The organism is Bradyrhizobium sp. HKCCYLRH3059 (assembly GCF_051168035.1).
Lineage (GTDB): Bacteria > Pseudomonadota > Alphaproteobacteria > Rhizobiales > Xanthobacteraceae > Bradyrhizobium.
On record NZ_JBNPUF010000001.1, the window covers coordinates 795,772 to 822,140 of the forward strand.

Genomic DNA, 26,369 nt, shown 5'->3' on the forward strand with positions numbered 1-26,369 from the left:
GCGGACAGGGACGACAGATGCGACGGGTGGTCTTGGCGTTGACACTGCTCTTCGCGACCGGAGTCCGCGCGGAGGAAATGGCGTTCTACGTCCTGGGCGTGGGCGCCGATTCCTGCGAGCGCTTCATCGCCGCCGCCGAGGAGCAGCCACCCGGCACCTACAAGGCCATCACCAGTGGCGACGGCCCCTACGTCAACGCCATCTCAAAATATCAGCAGTGGATGATGGGCTACGTGTCCGCCATCAACGCGGATCGCGGCGATGAGGGCCGGCAGATCAAGCTCGATCTGACCGAGGTCGACAGCTGGATGCGCAATTGGTGCAGCCGCAACCCGCGGCGCACCGTCTTCCATGCGTTGCAGGCGTTCGTGAAGTCGCATTGACCCGCGGCGAACAAAAAATCCGCCTATTTCGGTGCGCGCTTGGCGAGGATGCGCTGCAGGGTGCGGCGGTGCATGTTGAGCCGGCGCGCCGTTTCCGAGACGTTACGGTTGCACATCTCATAGATGCGCTGGATATGCTCCCAGCGGACACGGTCGGCCGACATCGGATTCTGCGGCAGCTCGGATTTTTCGCTGGTGGTCGACAGCAGCGCTGCAACGACGTCATCGGCATCGGCCGGTTTGGCGAGATAGTCGACGGCGCCCATCTTCACCGCCGTCACGGCGGTGGCGATGTTGCCGTAGCCGGTCAGCACGATGGCGCGCGCTTCGGGACGCTTGCGCTTCAGCGCCGACACCACGTCGAGGCCGTTGCCGTCGCCCAGCCGGAGGTCGACCACGGCGAAGGCCGGCGCCGCCTTGCCGATCTGTGAAATACCTTCGGCGACGCTCTCGCAGGAGGTCACCGTGAAACCGCGGGTCTCCATGGCGCGCGACAGGCGCTCCAGGAACGGCTTGTCGTCCTCCACGATGAGGAGAGAGCGGTCCGGATGGTTCGTCAGTTCGGCGATGGCGCCCACGGTCATATCCTTGAGAAGAAGGCTCGATGGTTGCGAGACGATCTGGTCCATCCTCATATGGTCTGCCGAGTCGCCGCTGCCAAGATCGCGGGTTGCCGCAGTCTGCGGCGTGACGCCGCGCGGGGCCGGTTTGCTGTATGCCAGGACCGCGCCAGCGGCGGCTGCCCCGGAGGTTTCATTCCGGCTCCGCCTCGCCATCATCGTCCTCGCTGGCCTCGAAGCGCCGCCGCGGCCAGACGATCTGGACCACGGCGCCATGGTCGGGGAAGGTGCGGTTGCTGAACGAGACCTTGGCTCCGGTCCGCTCCAGCAGGGTGCGGGCGATGAACACGCCGAGCCCGAGGCCGCCGCCCTGGTTACCTCCCGGGCCGTCCTCGACGCTGGGCCGGCGTGACAGATAGGGCTCGCCGATCCGCTTCAGGATATCAGGCGCAAAGCCGGGGCCGTCGTCGGACACCACGATCTCGACCGTCTCGTTGTTCCACCAGGCGTTCACCTCGACGGCGTTGCGCGCGAAATCGACGGCGTTCTCCAGGATGTTGCCGACGCCATAGAGGATTGCGGGGTTGCGCGAGCCGACCGGCTCCTTGGCCGCGGTGACCGCGACGCGCACCTTGATGTCGACGCCAAAGTCGCGATGCGGTGCGACCGTCTCCTCGATCAAGGTCGACAGCTTCATCCGGTCGTACATCGACCCGATCGAGGACAGCTGGGTGATCTTGCCGAGAATGTCGCGGCAGCGCTGCGCCTGCTCGCGCAGGGTCTTGATGTCGGAGGTGACCTGGCTGTTGTCCTGCAGGGCGCGCTCCAACTCGCGCGAGATCAGCACGATGGTCGCGAGCGGGGTGCCCAGCTCGTGCGCGGCGGCCGCCGCGAGGCCGTCGAGCTGGGTGAGGTGCTGCTCGCGCGCCAGCACCAGCTCGGTCGCCGCCAACGCGTCCGACAGCTTGCGCGCCTCCTCGGTCACCTGGAACGCATAGAGGCTGGTGACCCCGATCGCGAGCGCGATCGAGAGCCAGACACCGAACAGATAGATCGGCGGGAAGATCAGCGGCTCCTCGCCTTCCCACGGCAGCGGCAGATGCATGAAGAACAAGGCGGTGGCGCAGGTGACGGCGAGCAGGCCGAGCATGATCGTCAGGCGGACGGGGAGGGCGGTCGCCGAGATCAGCACCGGGGCGAGGAACATGTAGGAGAAGGGATTCTCCAGCCCGCCGGTGAGATAGAGCAGCACCGTCAGCTCGATGATGTTGAGCGCGAGCAGGCCGCCGGCGTGGGCCGGCTCCAGCAACTGCATCGGGTTGAAGGCGATCTGCAGGCCGAGATTGAGCAGCGCCGAGATGCTGATCACCGCGAGACAGGGCACCACTGGCAGGTCGAACTCCAGGCCCTGCACCACGATGAAGATCGCGCTCAATTGACCGAGCGCGGCCAGCCAGCGCAGCCGCAGGATGGTGTCGAGCCGGACGCGCTGTCGCGGATGGCGATAGTCGGTGTCGGGCGTGTCGATGATCAGGGCGTCGTCGGTCATGACGGGAACCTAATGCCGCGCAAGCACGGCGACAAATCTGGCCCGCCGTTGGTGGCCTGTTGCGGTTTGCGGCACAATGCCTCAATGAACCCCTCCCATGACGCAAGATGACGCAGTGCCGACCCTCTCATCCGATTCCAGCTCGGTTTCCCCCGCGATTGCCGTGTCGCGGCTGACCAAGGTCTACAAGACGACGACCGCTGTCGACGGCGTCTCGTTTGCGATCCGCCGGGGCAGCATCACCGGGCTGCTCGGCGGCAACGGTGCCGGCAAGACCACGACGATTGCGATGATCATGGGGCTGGTGCAGCCGACCTCGGGCGAGGTCGCCGTGCTCGGCCACAGGATGCCGGACGAGGCTGCGGCCGTGCTGGGGCGGATGAATTTCGAGAGCCCCTATGTCGACATGCCGATGCGGCTCACGGTGCGGCAGAACCTCACCATCTTCGGCCGACTCTATGCGGTGGACCACCTCAAGGAGCGGATCGCCGAGCTCGCGGCGCAGCTCGACCTGAGCGACTTCATCGATCGCGCCAATGGCAAGCTCTCGGCCGGGCAGAAGACCCGCGTGGCGCTGGCGAAGGCGCTGATCAACGATCCCGAGCTGCTGCTGCTGGATGAGCCGACGGCCTCGCTCGATCCCGACACCGCCGACTGGGTGCGCGGCCATCTTGAGCGATACCGACAGCGCCGCGGCGCCACCATCCTGCTCGCCTCCCACAACATGCTCGAGGTCGAGCGTCTATGCGACCGCGTCATCATCATGAAGCGCGGCCGCATCGAGGACGACGACAGCCCGGCGCAGATCATGGCGCGCTACAACCGCTCGACGCTCGAGGAGGTCTTTCTCGACGTCGCCCGCGGCCGCGACCGGGAGGCGGCGCAATGAACGATCTTTCGCTCCGCATCGCCCCGCACCGGATCGGCGCGATGATCCTGCGCTACTGGTATCTGCTGCTGTCGTCCTGGCCGCGGCTGCTGGAGCTGATGTACTGGCCGACCTTGCAGATCATCACCTGGGGGTTTCTGCAGACCTACATCGCCGCCAATGCCGGCTTCTTCGCCCGCGCCGGCGGCACCCTGATCGGCGCGGTGATCCTGTGGGACATCCTGTTCCGCGGACAGCTCGGCTTCTCGATCTCCTTCCTGGAGGAGATGTGGGCGCGCAACATCGGCAACCTGATGATGAGTCCGCTGACCCCGATCGAATTCCTGCTGGCGCTGATGACGATGAGCCTGATCCGGCTGGCCATCGGCATCATTCCGATGACCCTGATCGCGGTCTGGTTCTTCGACTTCAACTTCTACAGCATCGGCCTGCCGCTGATCGCCTTCTTCTGCAACCTGATCTTCACCTCCTGGGCGGTCGGCATCTTCGTGTCGGGGCTGGTGCTGCGCAACGGGCTCGGCGCCGAAAGCATCGTCTGGACACTGATGTTCGCGCTGATGCCGCTGGCCTGCGTGTACTATCCCGTTCAGGTGCTGCCGCACTGGCTGCAACTGGTTGCCTGGTCCCTGCCGCCGACCTACGTGTTCGAGGGCATGCGCGCGCTGCTGGCGGATCACGTCTTCCGGTCCGACCTGATGCTGACCGCGCTCGGGCTCAATGCCGCCCTGCTGCTGGCGTCGTTTGCGGCATTCATTGCTCTCTTGCGCAGCGCACGCCGCGCCGGCTCGCTGCTGGCGGCAGGGGAATAATTGCGCTTTTCCCGTGGATTTCCGGGCTTTTTCGTCGCTTTGAGGCACCTTCTCGTACACCACCGCATTGACGCATAATTGCGCATTCGGCAGTATGCTGCGCTGCAGAGAGGTTGAACGAGAATGCCGATAGGTGAGTTTGGCGGTGCACCGCCCCTGGCGTCGGAAGGCAGTCCGGTCCTGACGACGCCGATGTACTGGATGTACGAAATGGCGCATGCCTCGCTCAATCCGGCGCGCGCCGTCACCGACGCCACCAAGATCCTGTTTCAGAATCCGCTCAATCCCTGGGCCCACACCCAGATGGGCAAATCGGTCGCGGCGGCCTGCGAACTGTTCGAGCGCACCACACGCCGCTACGGCAAGCCCGAATGGGGACTCGACGAGACCGAGGTCAACGGCATCCGGACCCCGGTCGAGGTCCGCTCGATCTGGGAAAAGCCGTTCTGCAGGCTGCTCTATTTCGACCGCAAGCTGACCCGCCCCTTGCGCGCGCCGCAGCCCCGGCTGCTGATCGTGGCGCCGATGTCCGGCCATTACGCCACCCTGTTGCGCGGCACGGTGGAAGCGTTCCTGCCGACCCACGAGGTCTATATCACCGATTGGTCCGATGCGCGGATGGTCCCGCTGGCCGAAGGCCGCTTCGATCTCGACGACTACATCGACTATGTCATCGAGATGCTGCGCTTTCTCGGCACCAACATGCACGTCATGGCGGTGTGCCAGCCGGCGGTGCCGGTGCTGGCGGCGGTCTCGGTCATGGAGGCCGAGCGTGACCCGTTTGCGCCGATCTCGATGACCTTGATGGGCGGCCCCATCGACACCAGGCGCAACCCCACCGGCGTGAACAATCTCGCCCAGGAGCGCGGCATCGACTGGTTCCGCAACCACGTCATCACCAAGGTGCCGTTCCCGCATCCGGGCGTTATGCGCGACGTCTATCCGGGCTTCCTGCAGCTGAACGGCTTCATCAGCATGAATCTCGACCGCCATGTCGACGCCCACAAGGCGCTGTTCGCCAACCTGGTGAAGGGCGATGGCGATCAGGTCGACAAGCATCGCGACTTCTACGACGAGTATCTCGCCGTCATGGACCTGGCTGCGGAATATTATTTGCAGACGGTGGAGACGGTGTTCATCAAGCACGCGCTGCCGAAGGGCGAGATGACCCATCGCGGCACCCTGGTCGATCCGTCGAAGGTTACGCGTGTGGCGTTGATGACGGTCGAAGGCGAGAAGGACGATATCTCCGGTCTCGGTCAGACCGAGGCGACGCACGGACTCTGCTCGTCGATCCCGGATCACCGCCGGGTTCACTACGTGCAACCGGGTGTCGGTCACTACGGCGTGTTCAACGGCTCGCGATTCAAGTCGGAGATCGTGCCGCGCATCAACGATTTCATGTTGTCGGCAGCCGATCCGAAGTCGCTGCTCGCCATTGCGGCTGAATGAGCGAAGACGATGGTCACCGCGCATCCGAATCCGGCTGCGCGGTAACCCTTTGAAGGGACGGTCGAAACCGAAACTCAGGAGTGACTCAAGCAGTGAATGTGGCGTCGCTTCTTGAGCGATGCTTTTGAATCTGAATTCATGTTTTCGGGGGCGCGCGAGGCCCAACTGCTAGGGTGCGGAACCTTCTGAACCCCTGTATGTTGGGCAAATGATTTGTTTTTGCGCCGAGCGCTTTCCCTGGCGGTGGATATGGCAAAATCCGGGCGAGCTCTTACCCCCCGGACTGACAGAAATGGCCACTCGCGCGCTACTCTATCGGCGGCCCGCCGAACCCTCGCGTCTTCTCGTCAAGCATGGCTCGCAAATCTACTCGATTAGATTGCGGCGTCACCGTCGTGCGCGACGTTATACCCTGAGAATTCATCCGTCGGATCGCGAGGCGATCCTCACGATGCCGCCGCGCGGCACCATCATCGAGGCGAAAGACTTCGCGCAGCGTCACGGCGCCTGGATCGCAGCCCGTCTAGGACGTCTGCCGAAGGCGGCGCCGTTCCTGCCGGGCACGTTGGTGCCGCTTCGCGGCGTGCCGCACAAGATCGTGCATCGCGCGGGCGAACGCGGCACGGTGTGGACCGAGACGCGAGACAGTGGCGAGAAGATCCTGTGCGTGGCCGGCGGGATCGAGCACACTGAACGCCGCGTGCTCGACTTCCTGAAGCGCGAGGCGCGCCGTGACCTGCAGAAGGCGGCCGACGCCTATGCCGAGCAGCTTGGCGTCAAGGTCAAGCGGCTGTCGATCCGCGACCAGTCCAGCCGCTGGGGCTCGTGCACCTCGGCCGGCTCGCTGTCGTTCTCGTGGCGCCTGATCCTGGCGCCCCCCTTCGTGCTCGATTATCTCGCCGCGCACGAGGTCGCGCATCTGATCGAGATGAACCACTCGCCGCGGTTCTGGAAGGTGTGTGGCCGGATCTGCGCCTCGGTCGAGCGCGCCAAGAAGTGGCTCGACACCTGCGGCAACGACCTGCATCGCTACGGCATCGACGATTGAGGTATCGACGACGGACCGCTCGACGATGTGAATCCCAATGGCCCGGCCGTCTGGTCCGGGCCATTTCTTCGTAGGGTTCCAATCTGCAACGATGAACTCAGAACCCGCCTGCGGACTATCGAATTCTTAAGCCTTCTCGCCTGCAGTCGGAGGATATTGCCCAATTCGGCGGCGCTTTAACGTGGCTGTAACGCTGCGCTCGCCAGATTTACCGCAATCAAACCCAAGGTGACGTCCCAGCGAGCTGCCGGGTCGTTCGCTGCAACCAAAGCGCAGATCGTTTCTCTCGAAACGTGCAGCGCGCCTCGAATCGAACGATGCTTGCAAGCGAGTTCCAACCGGCCGCATCCACACAATTGCTCTCGGCCGCGCTCGACGGTGTTTCCGAGGCGATTCTCTTTCTCGACGCGCAGGGCCACGTCCAGCACGCCAATCGGGCGGCGTCGGTGCTGCTGCGGCGTGAGCCGGCCGCTCTGGTCGGCGCCGACCTCGAAAGTCTGGGTCTGCCCGCGGATCTGATCCCGGCGATCGCGTGCGACGAGACGACCGACGCGCAGCAGGAGGCGGACCAGTCCGACGCCCGCGAAATGACGATGCGCCATGCCGACGGCGGGTGGACCCGCCTCCGCCTGTCGCTGTGCGCGCTCCCGCCGGGCCGGGAGGATCAGCCGGTCCGTTCGCTGCTGTTCATTCGTGACGTGACCACCGAAGTCGACATGCGCGAGCGCAATGCGCTGCTGACGTCGGTCGCCGACCGGACCAACCGGGCCGTCATCGTCACCGATCGCGATCTCAACGTCCTCTACACCAACGCCGCCTTTGCCAGCCTGTTCGGCTACGCGCCTGAACAGGCGATCGGGCGCCGCGCCGAGGAGCTGCTGATCGGCCCCTGCACCGATCCCGCCATCGTCGACCGGCTGAGACAATGCCTCGAGGACGACCGTGGCATCGAAGAGGACGTGCTGGTCTACGACAAGGACGGCCGCGAGATCTGGACGACCGCCTATGTCAAGGCGCACCGGACCAAGCGGGGCAAGGTCAGATATCTGTTCGGGCTGCTCACGGACATCCGGGAGACCAAGCAGTTGCGCTCGCTGCAGCAGTTGATCATGGCGTCGCTGGCGTCCGACGTTTCGATCACGACCATCGCCGATCAGCTGTGCCGCCGGGTCGAAGAGCTCGCTCCGGACGCCGTCTGCTCGATCCTGCACGTCGATTCCGATGGGCACGTACATCCGCTCGGCGGCCCCAGCCTGCCGCCCGCTTATTCGGCCAGCCTCGACGGCGTCGCGATCGGGCCGGACGTCGGCTCCTGCGGCACCGCCGCCTATCTCTGCGAGCCGGTGCTGTCGCACGACATCGATAATGATCCGCGTTGGCAACCCTACAAGGCCGGCCCGCTCGCCGCCGGCCTGCGTGCCTGCTGGTCGTCGCCCATCAAGGGTAAGGATGGCCGCGTCATCGGCACCTTTGCCTTCTACTTCCGTGAATGCCGCGGCCCCAGTCCCTGGCACGAGCAGATCGTCGCCGCCTGCGTCCAGCTCGGTGCGCTCGCCATCGAGCGCCAGGAGGTCCGCTCGACGATCTCACAGGTCGCCTATCACGACATGCTGACGGGCCTGCCGAACCGGGCCCGCATCCCGTCGCTGATCGCCGAAGCCATCAAGGCGTGTCCGGACGGCGGACACGTCGCCGTGGCCTTCCTCGACGCCGACAATTTCAAGGACGTCAACGACACGCTGGGCCATGCCGCCGGTGACGAGTTCCTGGTCGGCTTCGCCAACCGCCTGCGAGCGCAGATCCGCCCCGGCGACATGCTGGGCCGGCTCGGCGGCGACGAGTTCGTGATCGTGCTGCAGAACCGCGATGCCCTGGAAGCCTCGCTCGCGGCCGCGCGCATCACCGCCGCGCTGGCGATGCCGCTGACGATCGGCAAGCGCCAGGTGCCGATGTCGGCGAGCATGGGGCTCAGCCTCTATCCTGATAATGCCAAGGACATCGAGACCCTGATCAAGCAGGCCGACGCGGCGATGTACAAGGCCAAGCGCGGCGGCCGGGCGACCTACCGCTTCTTCAGCGCCGACATCGACAAGCTCGCCGAAGAACGGCTGATGCATTCGACCGCGCTGCGCGAGGCGATCGCCAGCGAGGCCCTGACATTGCACTATCAGCCGCAGATCCGCACCCGCGACGGCGCGATCCACGGCGTGGAAGCGCTGGCGCGCTGGCACGATCCGGTGCTCGGCGAGGTCTCGCCCGCCAAGTTCATTCCGCTCGCCGAGGAATGCGGCCTGATCGAGCAGATCGGCGTGTGGTCGATCAAGCTGGCCTGCCAGCAGATGGCGTCGTGGCGCCGCGCCGGTCTCGACATCCCCTGCATCTCGGTGAACCTGTCGCCGATCAACTTCCAGAACGTCAACCTGGCGGCGATGGTGGCGCAGATCCTGGCCGCCAACGACCTGCCGGCGAAGATGCTGATGCTGGAGATCACCGAAGGCGTCATCCTCAACGAGCGCGCCACCGTGATCGCGACCATGAACGAGCTGCGCAACATGGGCGTCGGCCTGTCGCTGGACGATTTCGGCACCGGCTATTCGAGCCTGAGCCGGCTGGCCCAGCTGCCGATCGACGAGCTGAAGATCGATCGCAGCTTCATGCGCGATTTCGAGAACGACAGCGGCACGCGGGCGATCGTGACCGCGGTCGTGCGCGTCGGCCAGAGCCTCGACGTGGCGGTGGTCGCCGAAGGTGTCGAGACCGAGCCGCAGCGCAAGCTGCTGGCCGAGCTCGGTTGCGATGCAATGCAGGGCTTCCTGTTCGCGCGGCCGATGGCCGCCAGTGCCTTCAGCCGCTGGCTGCTGGACTACAGCGCGCTGCGGGCGAGCCTGATGCTGCGGCAGATCGGGCGCAAACTGGCCCGAGCGTCCGGCGCGGCAACCGCCGAGCCGGCAGCGCGTCCCATCGCCGCAGCCGCCAGCTGAGAAGGGTGCATCCCCTCGCGGATGCGCCTCTCACCTCATCTTCGCCGGCTCAGCGCTTTCCACCGAACAAGCGATCCACCAGCCAGCCGTCGAGACCCGCGGCGGCTTCCGGTCGCGCGTTGCCGCGGCTCGGCGGCGCCGAGCGTGCGCTCGGTGCCGGCGCAGATGGCGCCGTGATCTGTGAGGCGATCTGCGCCAGGGTCGGGACCAGGCCCGAGCCCTGCGCGTTCGGCAGCGCCGCGACCGGCACGCTCTGATGCGCTGATCGCATGAAGCGGGTCCAGACCTCGACGGGCAGGCCGCCGCCGGTCGCCTTCTTGGTCGGCGAGTTGTCGTCATTGCCGAGCCAGACGCCGGTGACGAGATGCGCGGTGTAGCCGATGAACCAGGCGTCGCGGAAATCCTGGCTGGTGCCGGTCTTGCCGGCAGCGATCCAGCCCGGGATCTCCGCCTTCTTCGCGGTGCCGGAGATCAGCGTCTCCTGCATCATCTGATTCATCATCGCCGCGTTGCGCGGCTCGATCACCTGCACCGGCTGCTCGGTCTGGCGCATGTAGAGCAGCTTGCCGTCGAGCGTCCTGATCCGCGTCACCACATGCGGCGAGACGGTGAGGCCGCCATTGGAGAACGGCGCGTAGGCGCCGACCAGCTCGATCATCGACACCTCGGAGGTGCCGAGCGCGATCGACGGGTTGGGATCGAGCTTGGAGGCGATGCCGAGCCGGTGTGCGGTCCGCACCACGTTCTTCGGTCCGACCTCGAGGCCGACGCGCACGGCGACCGTGTTGAGCGACATCGCCAGTGCCTGGGTCAGCGTCACCGGGCCGAAATATTCGCGGGTGTAGTTCTCCGGCTTCCAGCCCTTCAGATCGAGCGGCGCGTCCTGGCGGACCGTGTCCGGCGTCAGGCCCTGCTCGAGCGCGGTGAGATAGACGAACGGCTTGAACGCCGAGCCGGGCTGGCGTTTGGCGGTTACGGCGCGGTTGAACTGGCTGTCGGCATAATTGCGGCCGCCGACCATGGCGCGCACGGCGCCGTCGGGGGTCATCGCCACCAGCGCGCCCTGGCTGACGTTGAACTTGACGCTCTTCGCCGCGAGCTCGTCGATGATGGCCGCTTCCGCCACGCTCTGCAGCTTCGGATCGATCGTGGTCTCCACCACGATCGACTCCTCGACTTGGCCGACGAGGTCGTCGAGCACCTCGCCGATCCAGTCGGCGACGTAGTTGATGGTGCCGGCGCCGGCCGGCTTCACCGCGACGGATGGATGCGCGATCTGGGCCTGCGCCTGGGCCTCGGTGATGAACTTGGCCTCCGCCATCGCCGCCAGCACGGTCTGGGCGCGCTTGGCCGCGCCCTCCGGGTTGCGGTTCGGCGCCAGCCGCGACGGCGACTTGACGAGACCTGCGAGCATCGCGGCTTCGCCGATCGTCACCTGCCGCGCCGACTTGCCGAAATAGCGCTGCGCTGCGGCCTCGACGCCGTAGGCGCCCGAGCCGAAATAGACCCGGTTGAGATACAGCTCGAGGATCTCGCGCTTGGAATATTTGCGCTCCAGCCACAGCGCCAGCTCCGCCTCCTGCAGCTTGCGCGCCAGCGTGCGCTCCTGGGTCAGGAACAGGTTCTTGGCGAGCTGCTGCGTCAGGGTCGAGCCGCCCTGCGACACGCCGCGATGCAGGATGTTGGCGACGACGGCGCGGGCGATGCCGATCGGGTCGATGCCGAAATGCTGGTAGAAGCGGCGGTCCTCGATGGCGATGAACGCCTTCGGCAGATAGGGCGGCAGATCTTTCAGCGCGACGTTGGCGCCGGCCATCTCGCCGCGCTGCGCCAGCATGGTGCCGTCATAGCCCACGATCTCGATCGTCGGCGGCCGCTTGGGGATCTCCAGCGATTGGATCGGCGGCAGATGCGCGCCGGCCCAGATCACGACGCCGACCAGCGCGATCACGCCCCACAGGCCGCAGACCAGCGCCCAGTAGAACATGCGCCCGATCGACATTCCCCAGCGCGACTTGCCACGTCTCGGCTTTGGTTTCGGTGTCGAGGCCTTCGGCTCGCGCGCCGGCACATCGTCCTCGTCGTCGGGCTCGACCGGCCTTTTCTTTGCAGTCTTTGCAACTGACTTCTTGGGCGTGTCGTCGGAGGGAATGCGATCCTTGGGGTCGAGGCGCAGATCGGCCATCGCGGCCGCAAGACCGAATCGCGGCTCCTTGCGTCCGCCGCCCTGTTTCCGTCCCCGCGCCATACGCAACCCGAGCCCGCGACCCCGCCGTCCGACCACGGTAACGTCCGGAGTTTAAGGGGCAGTTAGAAAGACCTTAACGCGTGATTAGGAGTTTCGCGCCGCTAACGCCGCGTTATGGTTAAGCCAAGGTAAACAACAACAGGCGAGGGAGTTCATGGGCCATATCGATCCCACCAAGGAGGTGTTCGCGCAGTTTCGGGAGAACGACCGCCCGGGGCCGATCCACATGCTGAACCTGGTGCGGCTGCGCAGGGAGGCAGCCTATCCCGATGGACGCAAGGTCAGCGGCGCGGAAGCCTATGCCGCCTATGGCCGCGAGAGCGGCCCGGTGTTCGAGCGCCTCGGCGGCCGCATCGTCTGGCAGGGCCGCTTCGAGCTGATGCTGATCGGTCCGCAGGACGAACGTTGGGACCACTGTTTCATCGCCGAATATCCGAGCGTGCAAGCCTTCGTCGAGATGATCCGCGATCCCGTCTATCGCGAGGCGGTGAAGCATCGCCAGGCGGCGGTCGAAGACTCGCGCCTGATCCGCCACGCCGTGCTGCCGGTGGGCAAGAACTTTGGCGAGGTGCCGGCGGTGTAAGTCTGACTACACCCGCAAGATTGGTAGTCCGCAGTCGCCAAGCAAAAGGTACGTTCCCTCCCCCTGTGTGGGGGAGGGCTAGGGAGAGGGGGCGCTCCGGGCGACCGTCTCCGTGGCTACTCCCTCCCGAACCCTCCTCCCCCACAAGGGGGGAGGGAGCGCGGCAGTGGGCTGGGTGAGAGCGAATGCTGATCCAGTGCCGCTTGCACGACACATAAGTTTATGCTTATGTGTTGGCATGATCGAGAGTGACATCTTCAGGGCCCTGGCTGATCCGACGCGATACGCGATCTTCGAGAAGCTGGCGAACGGCAGCATGAATGCCAGCGCGCTTCGCGAGGGTCTGACGATCAGCCAGCCGGCGATGTCCCAGCACCTCGCGGTTCTCCGAAGCGCGGGATTGGTGAGGGAAGAACGGCAGGGTCGCTTCGTCAACTATGAGGTCGATCCGGAGGGCCTGGCGCAGATCGCGCGCTGGCTGGCGAAGTACCGTGCCTACTGGCCGTCGCGGGTCGATGCGTTGAAGGCCGTGCTGAAGGACATGGACCAATGACCGATATCAAGGCTGACCTGCAGAGCGACGATCTGGTGCTCGACTACGAACTGGACGCGCCGCCGGAGAAGGTCTGGCGTGCCATCAGCATTCCTGCGCTGCGCGAGAACTGGCTGCCGCGCGGCGACCTCGCCGATGCTGCGCCAATCTCCGCGACGCCCGGCGAAGAAGTCCGCTACCGGATGCGCGACCACGAACCGCCGTTCCTGGAGAGCATCGTGACGTTCCAGGTCATGCCCAATGCCGAGGGCGGCACCAGGCTCAGAATCATTCACGGGTTGGTCGCCACGACGCTGATGCGGCGGACGCCGTCGGCGGCGAACAGCAACAGGCGCAGCCTGATGCGCGCGGCCTGATTCTCCAAGTCACCGACACCTCACTGAAACCGGGAGCTCGCGCATGCGCGACACGATGCAACTCGTCCCTATGGTCATCGAGCAGTCGAGCCGGGGAGAGCGATCCTTCGACATCTATTCGCGGCTGCTGCGCGAGCGGATCGTCTTCCTCAACGGCGAGGTCAACGATACGGTCTCCGCCCTGGTCTGCGCGCAACTGCTTTTCCTCGAGGCGGAGAACCCAAAGCGGCCGATCCATCTCTACATCAATTCACCCGGTGGCGTGATCACCAGCGGCCTGGCGATGTATGACACGATGCAATTCGTCAAAGCACCGGTGCACACGCTCTGCATGGGAACGGCGCGTTCGATGGGCTCGTTTCTTCTGATGGCGGGAGAGCCCGGCGAGCGGACGGCGCTGCCCAATGCAAGCCTTCACGTCCATCAGCCGCTCGGTGGCTTTCAGGGCCAGGCGTCCGACATCCTGATTCACGCGAGGGAGATGGAGCAGACCAAGCACCGCATGATCAGGCTCTACGCCGAGCATTGCGGGCGCAGCTATGAGGACGTCGAGCGCACCCTGGATCGCGATCACTTCATGACCGCGGACGAAGCCTTGCAGTGGGGCTTGATCGACCGCGTCGTCAAGCAACGCGACCTGGGTGACGTCATCAACGACTGATACTCCCTCGACGCGACGGCGGATCCTGCCGCAACAGCCGTCGTCACCCGCGATGCGGTCGAATGACCGTCGGCGAGCGCACGCAGCGGCGAACGGGCGCAACCCGTGCCGCAATGCAGAACGGGGCCGCGCCATCGCGCAGCCCCGTACCATCGATGTTGACCGCGTCATTCCGGGGCGAAGCGCAGCATCGAACCCGGAATCTCGAGGTTGGTTCGTCGCTGTCGCGACGCCCTGGAACGACGTCGAGTGCAGCTAGCCCGCCGCGCCCTTGTCCTCCAGGATCGGGCCGAACAGCTCCCAGCGCTCGCCGTTGAACTTCATCATCTGCAGTTGCTTGTTGACGCGATAGTCGGTCGGCGAGGTGTTGATCTTCATTCCCGGTAGCGAGAAGTCGCCGGTTACATCCTTCAGCGACGCCGCCTGCTTCATGACGTTCTCGTGCGTCAGGTTGTCGCCGCACATCTGCAGCACGGTGACCAGGAGCTGCGCGGTCGAATAGCCGTAGGTATTGAAGTTCGAGTTCTTGTCACCCTCGGGATAATACTTGGCCATGAAATCGAAATAGCGCTTCAGGCCCGGATCGTCCTTCCACTGCGGGTCGAGCGGATCCTTGCCGTAGTTGACGGAGATGACGCCCTTGGCAGCGTCGAGGCCCGCAGGCTGCATGACCGCGCCGACCGAGGTCGCGTTGATGTCGACAATGTGCACGGGGTGCCAATCGAGCTCATGGAGCTTCTTGATCGCCTGCGCGGCTTGTTTCGGCGTCGCGGCCGAGAACAACAGGTCGGCTCCCGCCGACTTGACCTTCAGGATCTGCGAGTCGATGGTCGGATCGGAAACCTCATAGGAGGCTTCGGACACGATCATCGTCGACGCCTTGTCGCCGAGGCCGGCCTTGATGCCGTTCAGGTAGTCCTTGCCGAGATCGTCATTCTGATAGAGCACGCCGATCTTGGCGTTGGGATGCTCCTTCAGAATATACTGGCCGTAGATGCGGCCCTCGGTGAAGTAGTTGGGATTGTACCCCATGGTCCACGGGAAGTTCTTGGGGTCCGTGAACTTGGTGGCGCCGGTGGCGGCGAACAACTGCGGCACCTTCTTGGCGTTGAGGTATTTCTGGACCGCGGCGTTGGACGGCGTGCCGATGATCTGGAAGGTCAGCAGAACTCCGTCGTCCTCGACCAGCTTGCGGACCTGCTCGACGGCCTTGGGCGGCGAATAGGCGTCGTCATACTGGATCAGCTTGATCTTGCGGCCGTTGATGCCGCCCTGCTCGTTGATCATGTTGAAATAGGCGGCCTGGGTCTTGCCGATCGAGGCATAGGCCGAGGCGGGACCCGAGAACGGCACGGTCTGGCCGATCTTGATCTCGGTGTCGGAGGCGCCGGGGTCGTACTTCTTCTGGGCCGAGGCTGACGTGACGGAGAGGGTGACGGCCAAAGCGGCCGCCCCTGCAAGACGGAAATATCCCTGTCGCATGGGGTCTATCGTTCCTCCTGATTTGTTATGCGGCTGGTCTGCCCGACCGGGGCGCCATCGCTGGGAGGGAGTGTGGAGGAAGGGCTGGGCGGACGCAAGGCGAGGGGAGCACGGGTGCGGCGGTTCCGTCGATGTCGCTATGATGAGCCCAACTGGCTCAACAAGTTCGGTGTCGTCCCGGCCAAGCCCGGCGTCGCGCAGCGACGTCGGGCGCAGAGCCGGGATCCATAGCCACAGGCCGTCGTGTGGCTACGGCTCGGCGTGGCGATCCTGCCCCAAAACGCTGCCTGGGATTATGGGTCCCTGTGTCTGGAAAGTCTGCCATGATGATGGTGGGCGGGAAGCCGTTGGGTCCTTGGCGCTAGACGCCGTGAGCCGGCTCGGTCTCCCGCCCGTTCCATTTATCAACCTGAACAGTTGCACGAGGCTGCGCCAACAGACCTCGCATCACAGGGACAGGCACCGTGATCGTACCTTTTCGTTGCGTCGGAATCGACGTTTGCAAACCCTATCTCGATATTTTTGATGAAGCCGTGGGGGCGCCGGAGCGCATCGCCAACGGGCCACAGGCCATCACACAGCTGGTGGCGCGTTGGCGATGCGATGTTCTGGTGGTCTTTGAGGCCACGGGCGTCTACGACCTCGAACTGCGCGAGGCCCTGCGTCGGGCGGGCATCCGCTTTGCGCGGATCAACCCGGCTCGAGCTCGCGATTTCGCCCGCGCTAGCGGCCAACTCGCCAAGACCGATCCGATCGACGCGCGAACGCTGGCAGCCTTTGGGCGCGCCATGCAGCCAGCCACCGAGCAGGCCATGACGCCTGCCCAAAGCGCCCTCGCCAAGCTTGCAAAACGGCGGGATCAACTGGTTGCCATGCGCGCCCAGGAAAAGAACCGCCGCAGCGAGGCCGAGGACCGCGCCATGGCCGAACGCATCAGCCGCCTGATCGAGGTCCTCAATGACGAGATCGTCGAGATCGAGGCCGAGATCAACGCGCTCATCAAAGCCGAGCCGGTGCTTGCGGAGCAGGCACAGCTGATGCGCTCCGTGCCCGGTGTGGGACCCGTCGCCTGCATGCAACTCATCACCCAGATGCCGGAACTCGGCCATCTCGGGCCAAAGGAGGTAGCCGCTCTTGCGGGCCTGGCTCCCTTCAATCGCGATAGCGGGGCGTATCGTGGCAAGCGCAAGATCGGCGGCGGCCGGAAGCGTGTCCGCGACGCCCTCTACATGGCCGCCCTCAACGCCGTCCGCCGCGCCGATCGCTTCAAGATCTTTTACAACCGTCTGCGCCAAGCCGGTAAACCCGCCAAGCTCGCCCTCATCGCCGTCGCCAGGAAGCTTCTAACCATCCTGAATGCCATGATGCGCGACCGAAAACCTTATGCGATCACTCCATCAACATAACAGTTGCCGGATCGGCGCCGCGACGCGCTTGTGCGCGTCACGGCTTGTCCGGGACGACACAGAGGATGGAGATACAGCCCGGCTCAGCCCGCGAGCCAAACCAGCACAAGGCCGATCGTGGCCGGCACGCTCTGGATGAACAGGATTTTGCGGCTGGCGGTGGCGGCGCCATAGAGCCCGGCGACGAGCACGCAGAGCAGGAAGAAGATCTTGATCTGGAACGCGAAGGCCGGCGTCGGGTGCGCCAGGCCCCAGAACAGGCCGGCGGCGAGGAAGCCGTTGTAGAGGCCCTGATTGGCGCCGAGCACCTTGGTCTGCTCCGCGCGCTCCGGCGTGTTGTTGAACGCTCTCAAGCCGGCCGGTTTGGTCCAGAGAAACATCTCGAGTACGAGAATATAGACGTGCAGCAGGCCGATCAGCCCGACGACGATGTCTGCAATCAATGCCATGGTTCGGCTCCCCCAAGCCTGCGTGGGCCGGCGCTGGTGCCGGTCCCCTCGTTCAAATCGAGCTCCGAGCGGCTCAGGGCCGCGCGATGGTCGCTCATGCCGCCGGTTGAGCGGCCGCGTCGTCGTTCGCCAGCAGATGCAGCAGCGCGCTCTTGATCGCGGCCTGCCGGGTCGGCGCGTTGATCTGCGCGCCCAGCAGGTCGGTGACGTAGAACACGTCGCGGGCGCGTTCGCCGAAGGTGGCGACATGGGCCGAGGCGATGTTGAGATTCAGCTTCGAAATCGCGGTGGTCAGCTCGTACAGCAGGCCGGGGCGATCGAGGCCGGAGACCTCGATGACGGTGTAGAGCTCCGACCATTGATTGTTGATGGTGACCTCCGGCTCGACCGAGAATGCCTTGTGCTGCTTGCCCCGCGTGGTCCGCCGCGCCACGGCGTCCGGCAGCCGCAGCTTGCCCTCCAGCACCTGCTCGATGGTCTCGCCGATCCGCGTCGCGCGCCGGCCTTCGTCCTCGTCGCGCTCATATTCGCGGGAGATCGCGATGGTGTCGAGCGCGCGGCCGTCGGTCGTGGTGTAGATCTGGGCGTCGACGATGTTGGCCCCGGCGGAGGCGCAGGCGCCGGCGATGATCGACAGCAGCCACGGATGGTCCATCGCGAAGATCGTCAGCTCGGTCACGCCCCGCGCCGGATCGAAGCCGACGTTGATCGCGAGCTTGTGGCCGGCATCCTCGCTCGATCGCACGAAGCGGGCATGGCGGATCTTGCGCGGCAGCTCGACCTTGAGCCAGTAGGCCGGATAGTGCCGGCCGATATAGGTGTTGAGCTCGTCCTCGGGCCAGTCGGTGAAGGCGTTGCGGAATTCGGCCTGCGCCGCGGTGATGCGTTTGGCGCGGTTGACCTCGGAGAAGCCGCCGGTCAGCACCGGCTCGGTCTCGTAATACAGCGTACGCAGGAGCTGCGCCTTCCAGCCGTTCCAGACGCCGGGCCCGACTCCGCGGATGTCGGCGGTGGTCAGGATGGTCAGCAGCTTCATCTGCTCGACGGACTGCACCACGGCGGCGAAATTCTCGATCGTCTTGCGGTCCGACAGGTCGCGCGACTGCGCCACCGTCGACATCGTCAGATGCTCCTCGATCAGCCAGGCGACCAATTCGGTGTCGGCATTGTTGAAGCCGAGCCGCGGGCACAGCCGGCGCGCGATCTTGGCGCCGGCGATGGAATGGTCCTCGGGCCGCCCCTTGGCGACGTCGTGCAGCAGCACGGTGATGTAGATGACAGCGCGGTGCTCGGGCCGGATCTTGCGCATCAGGTCGGAGGCCAGGGTGAACTCGTCGATGCCGCCGCGCTCGATCTCCTGCAGGAACCCGATGCAGCGGATCAGGTGCTCGTCGACCGTGTAGTGATGATACATGTTGAACTGCATCATCGAGACGATGCGGCCGAAGGCGCGAATGAAGTGGCCGAGCACGCCGGTCTCGTTCATCCGCCGCAGCACGACCTCGGCATCGTTGGAGGTCAGGATCTCCATGAACAGCCGGTTGGCCTCGGGATCGTCGCGCAGCTCGGTGTTGATCAGGTTCAAAGAGCGCGTGACCGCGCGCATCGCGTCGGGATGGAAGGCGAGGTTGTGCTTCTGCGCCAGCCGGAAGATGCGGATCAGATTGACCGGATCGTGCTTGAAGACGTCGGGCGCGGCGAGGTTGATGCGGTTGTTGTCGACGATGAAGTCGTCGCTCTCCGGCACGCGCCGCCAGGTGGCGCCGGTGGTCAGGCGCGAGATCATCCGGCTCAGCACCGGCGCCGGCTTGGCCTGCTGGTCCTCGAGCTTGGCGCACAGGATGGCGGTGAGATTGCCGACCTCCTTGGCGACCAGGAAGTAGTGCTTCATGAAGCGCTCGACATCCTGCATGCCGGGATGGCTGGTGTAGCCAAGCCGCACCGCGATCTCGCGCTGCAGGTCGAACGACAGCCGTTCTTCCGGACGGCCGCTGACGAAATGCAGGTTGCAGCGCACCGACCACAGGAAGTCCGCGCAGCGCCGGAAGGTGCGGTATTCATGCGCGTCGAACACGCCGCGCTCGACCAATTCGGCGGTCTCGCGCACGCGGTAGACGTATTTGGCGATCCAGAACAGCGTGTGCAGGTCGCGCAGGCCGCCCTTGCCGTCCTTGACGTTGGGCTCGACGAGATAGCGCGACTGGCCGCCGCGGCGGTGCCGCTCCTCGCGCTCGGCGAGCTTGGCGGCCACGAACTCGGCTGCGGTGCCCTGCACCACCTCGCTGTCGAAGCGCGCGACCAGCTCGTCATAGAGCGGCCGGTCGCCCGCGAGATAGCGCGTCTCCAGGATGGCGGTGCGGATGGTCATGTCGCCGCGCGCCTGGCGGATCGACTCGTCGACCGAGCGGGTCGCGTGGCCGACCTTCAATCCCATGTCCCACAGCGAGTACAGAATGGCTTCGGCGACCTGCTCGCCCCAGGCGGTCTGCTTGTAGGGCAGGATGAACAGGAGATCGATGTCGGACTCCGGCGCCATCAGGCCGCGGCCATAGCCGCCGGTGGCGACCACCGCCATGCGCTCGGCGCCGCTCGGCACCTGCGAGCGATAGAGGTGCTGGGTGGCGGCGGCGTAGAGGATGCGAATGATCTCGTCCTGCACGAAGCAGAGCTGCTCGGCGCAGCGCCGGCCGTGGCGGTCCTTCAACAGTTGCGCCTGGGCCGCCGCGCGCGCCTTGACCAGCTCGGCCTTGAGGAATTGCACCACGGCGGCGCGGAACATGTCCTCGCGTCCCGAATGCTGCGCGGCCAACGCGTCGACCGCAGCCGCGATGCCGGCGCTGTCGAAATCGGAAAGGCTATCAGGGTGGGAATGGGGGGCGACGCTGTCCATGGATGCAACCGGATATCGAACAAGGCCTGTGCTGTCACGAAACTTCCAATGCAACAATCGATCCATGCTGTCATCGGTGCTCACGGGATGATGATCGTTCTGAACGGCGCCGTCGAAAGGAAAAGCAATTCTCGCGCGCCCCTGGCATAACTCATTGAAACAACAGCAATGTTTCTTGAGGGTTGGAGGGGTGACGATGGGTGGATTGTCGAGGCGCGGATTTGCTGCGGTTGCGGCCGTGGTTCTACTGGGATGCGGCGCTGCACGCGCGGCCGAGCCGGTGAAGGAGATCCGCTTGGATTGGGCGACCTACAATCCGGTGTCGCTGGTGCTGAAGCAGAAAGGACTTCTGGAGAAGGAGTTCGCCAAGGACGGCATCAGCATCGTCTGGGTGCAGTCGGCCGGCTCCAACAAGGCGCTCGAATTCCTCAACGCCGGCTCGCTCGATTTCGGCTCGACCGCCGGCTCCGCCGCGCTTGTCGCCCGGATCAACGGCAACCCGATCAAGTCGGTCTACGTCTATTCGCGGCCCGAATGGACCGCGCTGGTCACGGCCAAGGATTCCAAGATTGCCTCCGTGGCCGACCTCAAGGGCAAGCGGGTCGCGGTGACCCGCGGCACCGATCCGCACATCTTCCTGGTGCGCGCGCTGCTGTCGGCGGGCCTCACCGACAAGGACATCACGCCGGTATTGCTGCAGCACGCCGACGGCAAGGCGGCGCTGATCCGCGGCGACGTCGACGCCTGGGCCGGGCTCGATCCGATGATGGCGCAGGCCGAGGTCGAGGAGGGCGCCAGGCTGTTCTACCGCAAGGCCGACGCCAACACCTGGGGCATCCTGAACGTGCGCGAGCAGTTCCTGAAGGATAATCCGGAGATCGTCCGCCGCGTGCTCGCCACCTACGAGGTCGCGCGCAAGGACGCGCTGGCCAACTACGACGACCTCAAGAAGACCTTCATCGCCGTCACGAAGCTGCCTGAGACGGTGGTCGACAAGCAGCTCAAGGAGCGCACCGAGCTGACCCATAGCCGCATCGGCGCACCCCAGCGCGAGTCGATTCTGGCTGCGGGCCTGGCGCTGCAGCAGGCCGGTGTCGTCGATGCCAAGGTGGATGTGAAGGCCACGCTGGACGCCCTGATCGACGACCAGGTCCCGTTGCCGACGAATTAGGACTTGCGCGGCTCGGGCAATAGGCCGCTGCGCCAAATCGCCTATGCCAAGAGCCGGCGATCAAAAACCGGTGTCGTCCCGGACAAGCTCGCCAACGCGATGGCGTTGGCGGGCGCAGATCCGGGACCCATAATCCGTGACGCCTGTTGTGAGGCAAAGCTGGAGCGGCATCTCGCTTCAATACGACGGCCGCGGAGTATGGGTCCCGGCCCAAGGCCGGGACGACAGCGATTGCTGGGCGCCGTCCTTGGTCACCATGCTGATCGGCCACCACGACTATCCGCCAACGCCACGCCTTGCATTCCCGCGCGAGACACTGTTCTCACTATGACCATGACCGTCGAATTGCAGGCACCCGCTTCGGCCGCCCCGACATCCCAGACCGCTACCACGCCGCGGCTCGCACGCTTCGCGCGGCCGCTGGTGGGCCTGCTGCTGCCGCTATCGCTCGCACTCGCCTGGGAGCTTGCCGTCCGGGCCGGCTGGTCCAACGGCCGGCTGGTGCCGCCGCCCTCGAAGGTCTTCACCACCATCGCCGAGCTCGCCCGCTCCGGCGAACTCTCCCGCCACATCACGATGACCTTGACCCGCGTCGGCATCGGCTTCGGCCTCGGCGTCGCCGCCGGCACGCTGCTCGGCGGCATCTGCGGCTATTGGGGTTTCGCGCGCCGGCTGGTCGATCCGACGATCCAGGCGCTGCGTGCGATTCCGTCGATCGCCTGGGTGCCGTTGTTCATTCTGTGGCTCGGCATCTTCGAGACCTCCAAGGTGGCGCTGATCGCAGTCGGCGTGTTCTTCCCGGTCTATCTCGGCCTGACCGGTGCCATTCTTTCGGTCGACCGCAAGATCGTCGAGGTCGGCCGCGTTTTCCGCCTGTCCGGACCGGCCATGATCCGCCGCATCCTGCTGCCGGCGGTGCTGCCGGCCTATGTGGTGGCGCTGCGCGTCGGCCTCGGCCTGGGGTGGATGTTCGTCGTTGCCGCCGAGTTCATGGGCGCCTCCGAAGGGCTCGGCTACCTCCTGATCGACGGCCAGCAGCTCGGCAAGCCGGCGCAGATCGTGGCGGCCATCGTCATCTTCGCGATCATCGGCAAGGTCACCGACTGGCTCCTGGAGATATCAACCGCGCCGCTGTTGCGCTGGCAGGACAGTTTCGCGCGCCAGAGCGGGGCGGCCTGATGCTGCAGCTCGCATCCGTCACCAAGGTCTATCCCAACGGTGTCCACGCGCTGGAGCGGTTCTCGGCCGGGATCCAGCTCGGCGAGATCATCGCCATCATCGGCGGCTCCGGCTGCGGCAAGTCGACGTTGTTGCGCACCATCGCCGGGCTCGACCGCGCCAGCGCCGGCGCCGTGACGCTCGACGGCGAGGCGATCATTGCGCCGCATCCCAAGGTCGGCATCATCTTCCAGGAGCCGCGGCTGCTGCCGTGGCTCACGGTCGCCGACAACATTGGCTTCGGCCTGTCCGAGCTGCCGGCAGCCGAGCGTCGCGACCGTGTCGCCCGCGCGCTGCAACGTGTGGGCCTCGCCGACAAGGCCAAGGTCTGGCCGCGCGAACTGTCCGGCGGCCAGGCGCAACGCGTCGCGATCGCCCGCGCATTGGTGGCGCAGCCGGAGGTGCTCCTGCTCGACGAGCCGTTCTCTGCGCTCGATGCCTTCACCCGCAAGGATCTGCAGGATCATCTGCTCGATCTCTGGGCCGATACGCGCCCGACGCTGGTGCTCGTGACCCACGACGTCGAGGAGGCCGTGGTGCTGGCCGACCGCGTGCTGGTGATGCGGCCGCATCCGGGCCGGCTGTTCGAGGAGATCACCATCAATCTGTCGCGGCCGCGCGACCGCAACGCGCCCTTGTTCGAGCAGTTCAAGCGGCATGTCTTGACCGCGCTGGACCGCTCGCTCGACCGGACGATGCCGGACACGCAGGGCAGGCGTGAGCCCGGCGGCGGCCTGTGGTGGTGACTTTGGCGGCCCGGCCCGGTACATCTCGTCTGAAATAAATCCGGGAGAGAACGACAAATGGATGCTGCCGAGCTGCGCGCCATGCAGGCGCCGATCAAGGAACGCTACAAGGCCGACCCGTCCGCCGCCGTGATCACCTTGAAGGCCAAGGGCGAGGTCGGGCAGGAGGGGCTGACCTGCAAGCTCGAGACCGGGCGCGCGATGGCGGTGGCCGGCCTGCATCCCGGAACTGGCGGCTCGGGGCTCGAGCTGTGCTCCGGCGACATGTTGCTGGAGGCTCTGGTGGCCTGCGCCGGCGTCACCTTGAAATCGGTCGCGACCGCCGTCGAGGTGCCGCTCAAGAGCGGCCACGTGTTCGCCGAAGGCGATCTCGATTTCCGCGGCACGCTCGGCGTCGACAAGGAGGCGCCGGTCGGCTTCCAGGAAATCCGTCTGCGCTTCGAGGTCGACACCGACGCGCCGCAGGACAAGCTCGACCTCCTGCTCAAGCTCACCGAGCGCTATTGCGTGGTCTATCAGACCATCAAGAACGGCCCGAAGGTGTCTGTCAGCTTGAAGCGGGTGTAGTTGCACGGCGGCGCTGCCGCTGAGGAGACAAGCTGTTAAGGCTCGCTCGGTCTGCGCCTCCCCCGCCTGCGGGGGAGGTCGCCTCGCATCGCCGATGCGAGGCGGGTGGGGGACTTCTCTCCACACGGCACACCCCATCATCGCCACCCGAGCCGCGCCCCCACCCCAGCCCTCCCCCGCAGGCGGGGGAGGGAGCCCACCGCCTGCGCAGCATGAACTGATGTCCCTCGATCCCTCCTTCCTGCTGCTGCTGGCTCTGCGCATGGCGATCGCGGCGTCGTTCGTGGTGTCGGCGTCGATGATCGCCGAGCGCACCGGCCCGGTGATCGGCGCGCTGGTCGCGACCCTGCCGATCTCGGCCGGCCCGACCTACGTCTTCCTGGCGCTGGATCACGATGCCGCGTTCATCGCGCAGGGCGCGCTGACCAGCCTGCCGATCAATGCCGCGACGATCTTCCTCAGTCTCGCTTACGCCGTGCTGGCGCAGCGCCGCAGCGTGCTGGTGGCAAGCGCCACCGCGGTGGCGGTGTGGCTCGGTCTCGCCGCGCTGATCAAGAGCGTGCAATGGACGCTCTTGATGGGCATCGTCGCCAACATCATCACTTTCGCCATCTGCCTGCCGCTGCTGCAGCGCTATCGCCATGCCAAGATGCCGCTGATCACGCGGCGCTGGTACGACGTGCCGCTGCGCGCTTCGCTGGTGGCAACGCTCGTCGCCACCGTCACCTCGGTGTCCGGCTGGGCCGGCCCCAGCGTCTCCGGCATCCTGGCGCTGTTTCCGATCGTCTTCACCTCGATGATGCTGATCCTGCAGCCGCGCATCGGCGGGCCCGCGACGGCGGCCGTGCTGGCCAACGGCGCCTACGGCCTGATCGGCTTCTCGCTCGCGGTGGTCGTGCTGCATCTCGGCAGCCTGCATCTGGGCGCCGTCGCCGGCCTGAGTGGTGCGCTGGCGACCTGCGTCGGCTGGAATCTCGGACTATGGTGGCTGGGGCGACGGAAGGTCGCTGCGGTCCGATAGGTCTCTCCACGTCATTGCGAGCGAAGTGTTCAGCCCGGAGACATAGCTTACACCTGTTCGGGGACATAGTTGACAGTTTTGGGGTCGCGCAGATCAATCGCTGCGATCTGATGTGCGGCAAAGAAAATTCCGAACTTTCCGTCGGCACTGAGTGGCCGGATAGCCAGCCGCTCACCTCGGAAGGCTTGCGGGACTTTCCAGAGCCGCCCCTCGAAACTGACGTAGGCCTTCGTGCTCGACACGGAACGGATGCTCTCACCCTCGTCGTATTCGACGATCGGAAGCCGGTCTGGCATCGCACGTTGGCTCGGTTGATAGCGGCTTGCCGGCACGTCGAAGTTCAAGGCCTCGTGCGGCCGGTCGAGATTGTAGATGGAGCGCCATCCGTCGAGTGCCCGCTGGACATCGGGAAGATCACGGTAGCGCCTGAAGGCAAACACCTCGGCCTTCAGACTACGGTGGAAGCGTTCGTTCTTGCCGCGGCTCTGAGGATGGTAGGGCCGGCTGTGGATCGTTCGAACGCCGAGCTTCAGAAGCCAGACCGTCAACGCGGTCCAGGGGTCTTCGAGGGTAAATCCCCAGGGGCCACCATTGTCGACGAACATCGCATCCGGCAGTCCATAACGGCGGAACGTCGTCTCCAAATGTCCTTTGACCGTAGAGCCGCGCTCGTTGTCACAAGCCGCCAGGCACAACGAGAAGCGGGAGTGATCGTCCAACGCTGTCAGCGGATGACAGGACACACCGTTCTCCAGCGCACTGTGCCCCTTGAAGTCCATCTGCCACAGCTGATTGGGCGCATCCTTCTCGAACCGCGTGTAGGGCTGTCCGGGCGCGCCTGCAGGCTCGACCACTCGATCGTAGCGGCGCAGGATGGTGTGCACGGTGGATATCGCCGGGACAGCTTGACCATCACGCTCAAGACACCGTGCGAGCTTGCGCGCGCCCCAGGCCGGGTGAGCATCGCGCAATGCGACAATCTGCTGCTCGGTCGCAGCCGCGGTGCGCTCCGGACTTCGATGAGGCCGCCGCGACCGATCCGCCAGCGCCGTGTCCCCAGCGTCATGCCGCTGGATCCATTTGTAGCCCGTCTGAGGGCTGATGCCGAACCGCCGACACAGCTCCCGCCGGTTCGCCCCTTCCTGCTTGGCAAGCATCACAAACTCTCGTCGCTGGTCCATGACAGACACCTCTCGCCACGGCATCGCTCGCCCCTCTGCTTGACGAATCGAGCCGATTTTGAAGTGTCAACCATCTCCCCGAACACCCGTCAGCTATGTCCCCGGGCTGAACAGAAGCGAAGCAATCCAGGGCTGCGGGCGGGACTCTGGATTGCTTCGGCGCAAA

At 65.5% G+C, this 26,369-nt stretch carries 23 protein-coding genes; 16 read left to right on the forward strand and 7 right to left on the reverse strand.

The genetic code is table 11. The annotated features are described in order from the left end of the window. The first annotated feature begins 17 nt into the window (after positions 1–17). Positions 18–383, forward strand: coding sequence for a hypothetical protein (locus tag ACQR13_RS03690; RefSeq protein WP_315715136.1), 366 nt, complete (start codon positions 18–20; stop codon positions 381–383). A 23-nt stretch (positions 384–406) separates the two neighbouring features. On the opposite strand, the gene ACQR13_RS03695 is transcribed toward ACQR13_RS03690, so the two are convergent. Together ACQR13_RS03695 and ACQR13_RS03700 are read right to left on the reverse strand one after the other, a co-directional pair. After that, positions 407–961 (reverse strand): ActR/PrrA/RegA family redox response regulator transcription factor, encoded by a 555-nt coding sequence (locus ACQR13_RS03695; RefSeq protein WP_315715137.1) that lies wholly within the window; start codon positions 959–961, stop codon positions 407–409. A 175-nt stretch (positions 962–1,136) separates the two neighbouring features. Continuing rightward, positions 1,137–2,492 (reverse strand): ActS/PrrB/RegB family redox-sensitive histidine kinase, encoded by a 1,356-nt coding sequence (locus ACQR13_RS03700; protein ID WP_315751897.1) that lies wholly within the window; start codon positions 2,490–2,492, stop codon positions 1,137–1,139. 97 nt (positions 2,493–2,589) lie between these two features. Between ACQR13_RS03700 and ACQR13_RS03705 the strand changes: the two genes are divergently transcribed. The 5 genes from ACQR13_RS03705 to ACQR13_RS03725 all read left to right on the forward strand — a co-directional run bounded on the left by ACQR13_RS03705 (position 2,590) and on the right by ACQR13_RS03725 (position 9,671). Further along, positions 2,590–3,381 carry an ABC transporter ATP-binding protein gene (locus ACQR13_RS03705; protein WP_316171018.1) on the forward strand — a complete coding sequence of 264 codons (792 nt, stop codon included), beginning with the start codon at positions 2,590–2,592 and terminating at the stop codon, positions 3,379–3,381. After that, a complete protein-coding gene (locus ACQR13_RS03710; RefSeq protein ID WP_315715140.1) occupies positions 3,378–4,190 on the forward strand; it encodes an ABC transporter permease in 813 nt (270 codons plus the stop codon). Before ACQR13_RS03705 ends, ACQR13_RS03710 begins: the two co-directional genes overlap by 4 nt. 123 nt (positions 4,191–4,313) lie before the next feature. After that, the gene (locus tag ACQR13_RS03715) at positions 4,314–5,642 is read left to right on the forward strand and encodes a polyhydroxyalkanoate depolymerase (protein WP_315715141.1); all 1,329 of its coding nucleotides are present in this window, start codon (positions 4,314–4,316) and stop codon (positions 5,640–5,642) included. Between the two features lie 208 nt (positions 5,643–5,850). Beyond that, positions 5,851–6,690, forward strand: coding sequence for a M48 family metallopeptidase (locus tag ACQR13_RS03720; protein ID WP_315715142.1), 840 nt, complete (start codon positions 5,851–5,853; stop codon positions 6,688–6,690). Between the two features lie 317 nt (positions 6,691–7,007). Continuing rightward, positions 7,008–9,671, forward strand: coding sequence for an EAL domain-containing protein (locus tag ACQR13_RS03725; RefSeq protein WP_316166290.1), 2,664 nt, complete (start codon positions 7,008–7,010; stop codon positions 9,669–9,671). Between the two features lie 49 nt (positions 9,672–9,720). Here ACQR13_RS03725 and ACQR13_RS03730 read toward each other — a convergent pair whose 3' ends face one another. Further along, on the reverse strand, positions 9,721–11,919 hold the full coding sequence (locus ACQR13_RS03730) for a transglycosylase domain-containing protein (protein WP_315715144.1): 2,199 nt from the start codon (positions 11,917–11,919) through the stop codon (positions 9,721–9,723). Positions 11,920–12,073: 154 nt separating this feature from the next. Here ACQR13_RS03730 and ACQR13_RS03735 point away from each other — a divergent pair, with 154 nt between their 5' ends. From ACQR13_RS03735 to ACQR13_RS03750, 4 genes are all read left to right on the forward strand, one after another. Continuing rightward, positions 12,074–12,502: a DUF1330 domain-containing protein gene (locus ACQR13_RS03735; protein ID WP_315715145.1), complete on the forward strand. Its 429-nt coding sequence runs from the start codon at positions 12,074–12,076 to the stop codon at positions 12,500–12,502. Positions 12,503–12,740: 238 nt separating this feature from the next. Further along, complete coding sequence (locus tag ACQR13_RS03740; protein ID WP_315715146.1) at positions 12,741–13,055, forward strand: ArsR/SmtB family transcription factor; 315 nt, start codon at positions 12,741–12,743, stop codon at positions 13,053–13,055. Next, positions 13,052–13,411 (forward strand): SRPBCC family protein, encoded by a 360-nt coding sequence (locus ACQR13_RS03745; protein ID WP_315715147.1) that lies wholly within the window; start codon positions 13,052–13,054, stop codon positions 13,409–13,411. Before ACQR13_RS03740 ends, ACQR13_RS03745 begins: the two co-directional genes overlap by 4 nt. A 43-nt stretch (positions 13,412–13,454) precedes the next feature. Continuing rightward, positions 13,455–14,072 carry an ATP-dependent Clp protease proteolytic subunit gene (locus ACQR13_RS03750; RefSeq protein ID WP_315715148.1) on the forward strand — a complete coding sequence of 206 codons (618 nt, stop codon included), beginning with the start codon at positions 13,455–13,457 and terminating at the stop codon, positions 14,070–14,072. A gap of 255 nt (positions 14,073–14,327) precedes the next feature. Here the strand turns inward: ACQR13_RS03750 and ACQR13_RS03755 are convergent, their stop codons facing one another. After that, a complete protein-coding gene (locus ACQR13_RS03755) occupies positions 14,328–15,554 on the reverse strand; it encodes an ABC transporter substrate-binding protein (protein WP_316226065.1) in 1,227 nt (408 codons plus the stop codon). Between the two features lie 464 nt (positions 15,555–16,018). Here ACQR13_RS03755 and ACQR13_RS03760 point away from each other — a divergent pair, with 464 nt between their 5' ends. Continuing rightward, a complete protein-coding gene (locus ACQR13_RS03760; RefSeq protein WP_316192330.1) occupies positions 16,019–16,960 on the forward strand; it encodes a transposase in 942 nt (313 codons plus the stop codon). A gap of 83 nt (positions 16,961–17,043) precedes the next feature. Here ACQR13_RS03760 and ACQR13_RS03765 read toward each other — a convergent pair whose 3' ends face one another. Continuing rightward, positions 17,044–17,409: a DUF1304 domain-containing protein gene (locus ACQR13_RS03765; protein WP_315715150.1), complete on the reverse strand. Its 366-nt coding sequence runs from the start codon at positions 17,407–17,409 to the stop codon at positions 17,044–17,046. Positions 17,410–17,503: 94 nt separating this feature from the next. Beyond that, complete coding sequence (locus ACQR13_RS03770; RefSeq protein WP_315768051.1) at positions 17,504–20,299, reverse strand: [protein-PII] uridylyltransferase; 2,796 nt, start codon at positions 20,297–20,299, stop codon at positions 17,504–17,506. A 196-nt stretch (positions 20,300–20,495) separates the two neighbouring features. Here ACQR13_RS03770 and ACQR13_RS03775 point away from each other — a divergent pair, with 196 nt between their 5' ends. The 5 genes from ACQR13_RS03775 (at position 20,496) to ACQR13_RS03795 (ending at position 25,022) form a co-directional block, all read left to right on the forward strand. Then, complete coding sequence (locus tag ACQR13_RS03775; RefSeq protein WP_315751904.1) at positions 20,496–21,470, forward strand: aliphatic sulfonate ABC transporter substrate-binding protein; 975 nt, start codon at positions 20,496–20,498, stop codon at positions 21,468–21,470. A gap of 327 nt (positions 21,471–21,797) precedes the next feature. Next, the gene (locus ACQR13_RS03780; RefSeq protein WP_315825556.1) at positions 21,798–22,649 is read left to right on the forward strand and encodes an ABC transporter permease; all 852 of its coding nucleotides are present in this window, start codon (positions 21,798–21,800) and stop codon (positions 22,647–22,649) included. After that, complete coding sequence (locus tag ACQR13_RS03785) at positions 22,649–23,434, forward strand: ABC transporter ATP-binding protein (RefSeq protein ID WP_315825555.1); 786 nt, start codon at positions 22,649–22,651, stop codon at positions 23,432–23,434. Before ACQR13_RS03780 ends, ACQR13_RS03785 begins: the two co-directional genes overlap by 1 nt. A gap of 57 nt (positions 23,435–23,491) precedes the next feature. Beyond that, complete coding sequence (locus tag ACQR13_RS03790; RefSeq protein ID WP_315715155.1) at positions 23,492–24,001, forward strand: OsmC family protein; 510 nt, start codon at positions 23,492–23,494, stop codon at positions 23,999–24,001. A gap of 220 nt (positions 24,002–24,221) precedes the next feature. Then, positions 24,222–25,022, forward strand: a complete 801-nt coding sequence (locus ACQR13_RS03795) for a hypothetical protein (protein ID WP_316174433.1) — start codon at positions 24,222–24,224, stop codon at positions 25,020–25,022. Positions 25,023–25,069: 47 nt separating this feature from the next. Here ACQR13_RS03795 and ACQR13_RS03800 read toward each other — a convergent pair whose 3' ends face one another. Then, on the reverse strand, positions 25,070–26,227 hold the full coding sequence (locus tag ACQR13_RS03800) for an IS481 family transposase (protein ID WP_316171311.1): 1,158 nt from the start codon (positions 26,225–26,227) through the stop codon (positions 25,070–25,072). Between the last annotated feature and the right edge of the window lie 142 nt (positions 26,228–26,369).

Bases quoted from the DNA above. Each gene is read 5' to 3' on its own strand.
- ACQR13_RS03780 (WP_315825556.1), top strand. From the start codon at position 21,798: ATGACCATGACCGTCGAATTGCAGGCACCCGCTTCGGCCGCCCCGACA.
- ACQR13_RS03770 (WP_315768051.1), bottom strand. From the start codon at position 20,299: ATGGACAGCGTCGCCCCCCATTCCCACCCTGATAGCCTTTCCGATTTC.
- ACQR13_RS03755 (WP_316226065.1), bottom strand. From the start codon at position 15,554: ATGCGACAGGGATATTTCCGTCTTGCAGGGGCGGCCGCTTTGGCCGTC.
- ACQR13_RS03740 (WP_315715146.1), top strand. From the start codon at position 12,741: ATGATCGAGAGTGACATCTTCAGGGCCCTGGCTGATCCGACGCGATAC.
- ACQR13_RS03725 (WP_316166290.1), top strand. From the start codon at position 7,008: ATGCTTGCAAGCGAGTTCCAACCGGCCGCATCCACACAATTGCTCTCG.
- ACQR13_RS03700 (WP_315751897.1), bottom strand. From the start codon at position 2,492: ATGACCGACGACGCCCTGATCATCGACACGCCCGACACCGACTATCGC.
- ACQR13_RS03765 (WP_315715150.1), bottom strand. From the start codon at position 17,409: ATGGCATTGATTGCAGACATCGTCGTCGGGCTGATCGGCCTGCTGCAC.
- ACQR13_RS03735 (WP_315715145.1), top strand. From the start codon at position 12,074: ATGGGCCATATCGATCCCACCAAGGAGGTGTTCGCGCAGTTTCGGGAG.
- ACQR13_RS03750 (WP_315715148.1), top strand. From the start codon at position 13,455: ATGCGCGACACGATGCAACTCGTCCCTATGGTCATCGAGCAGTCGAGC.
- ACQR13_RS03745 (WP_315715147.1), top strand. From the start codon at position 13,052: ATGACCGATATCAAGGCTGACCTGCAGAGCGACGATCTGGTGCTCGAC.
- ACQR13_RS03710 (WP_315715140.1), top strand. From the start codon at position 3,378: ATGAACGATCTTTCGCTCCGCATCGCCCCGCACCGGATCGGCGCGATG.
- ACQR13_RS03705 (WP_316171018.1), top strand. From the start codon at position 2,590: ATGACGCAAGATGACGCAGTGCCGACCCTCTCATCCGATTCCAGCTCG.
- ACQR13_RS03775 (WP_315751904.1), top strand. From the start codon at position 20,496: ATGGGTGGATTGTCGAGGCGCGGATTTGCTGCGGTTGCGGCCGTGGTT.
- ACQR13_RS03690 (WP_315715136.1), top strand. From the start codon at position 18: ATGCGACGGGTGGTCTTGGCGTTGACACTGCTCTTCGCGACCGGAGTC.
- ACQR13_RS03795 (WP_316174433.1), top strand. From the start codon at position 24,222: ATGTCCCTCGATCCCTCCTTCCTGCTGCTGCTGGCTCTGCGCATGGCG.
- ACQR13_RS03730 (WP_315715144.1), bottom strand. From the start codon at position 11,919: ATGGCGCGGGGACGGAAACAGGGCGGCGGACGCAAGGAGCCGCGATTC.
- ACQR13_RS03790 (WP_315715155.1), top strand. From the start codon at position 23,492: ATGGATGCTGCCGAGCTGCGCGCCATGCAGGCGCCGATCAAGGAACGC.
- ACQR13_RS03800 (WP_316171311.1), bottom strand. From the start codon at position 26,227: ATGCCGTGGCGAGAGGTGTCTGTCATGGACCAGCGACGAGAGTTTGTG.
- ACQR13_RS03715 (WP_315715141.1), top strand. From the start codon at position 4,314: ATGCCGATAGGTGAGTTTGGCGGTGCACCGCCCCTGGCGTCGGAAGGC.
- ACQR13_RS03785 (WP_315825555.1), top strand. From the start codon at position 22,649: ATGCTGCAGCTCGCATCCGTCACCAAGGTCTATCCCAACGGTGTCCAC.
- ACQR13_RS03720 (WP_315715142.1), top strand. From the start codon at position 5,851: ATGATTTGTTTTTGCGCCGAGCGCTTTCCCTGGCGGTGGATATGGCAA.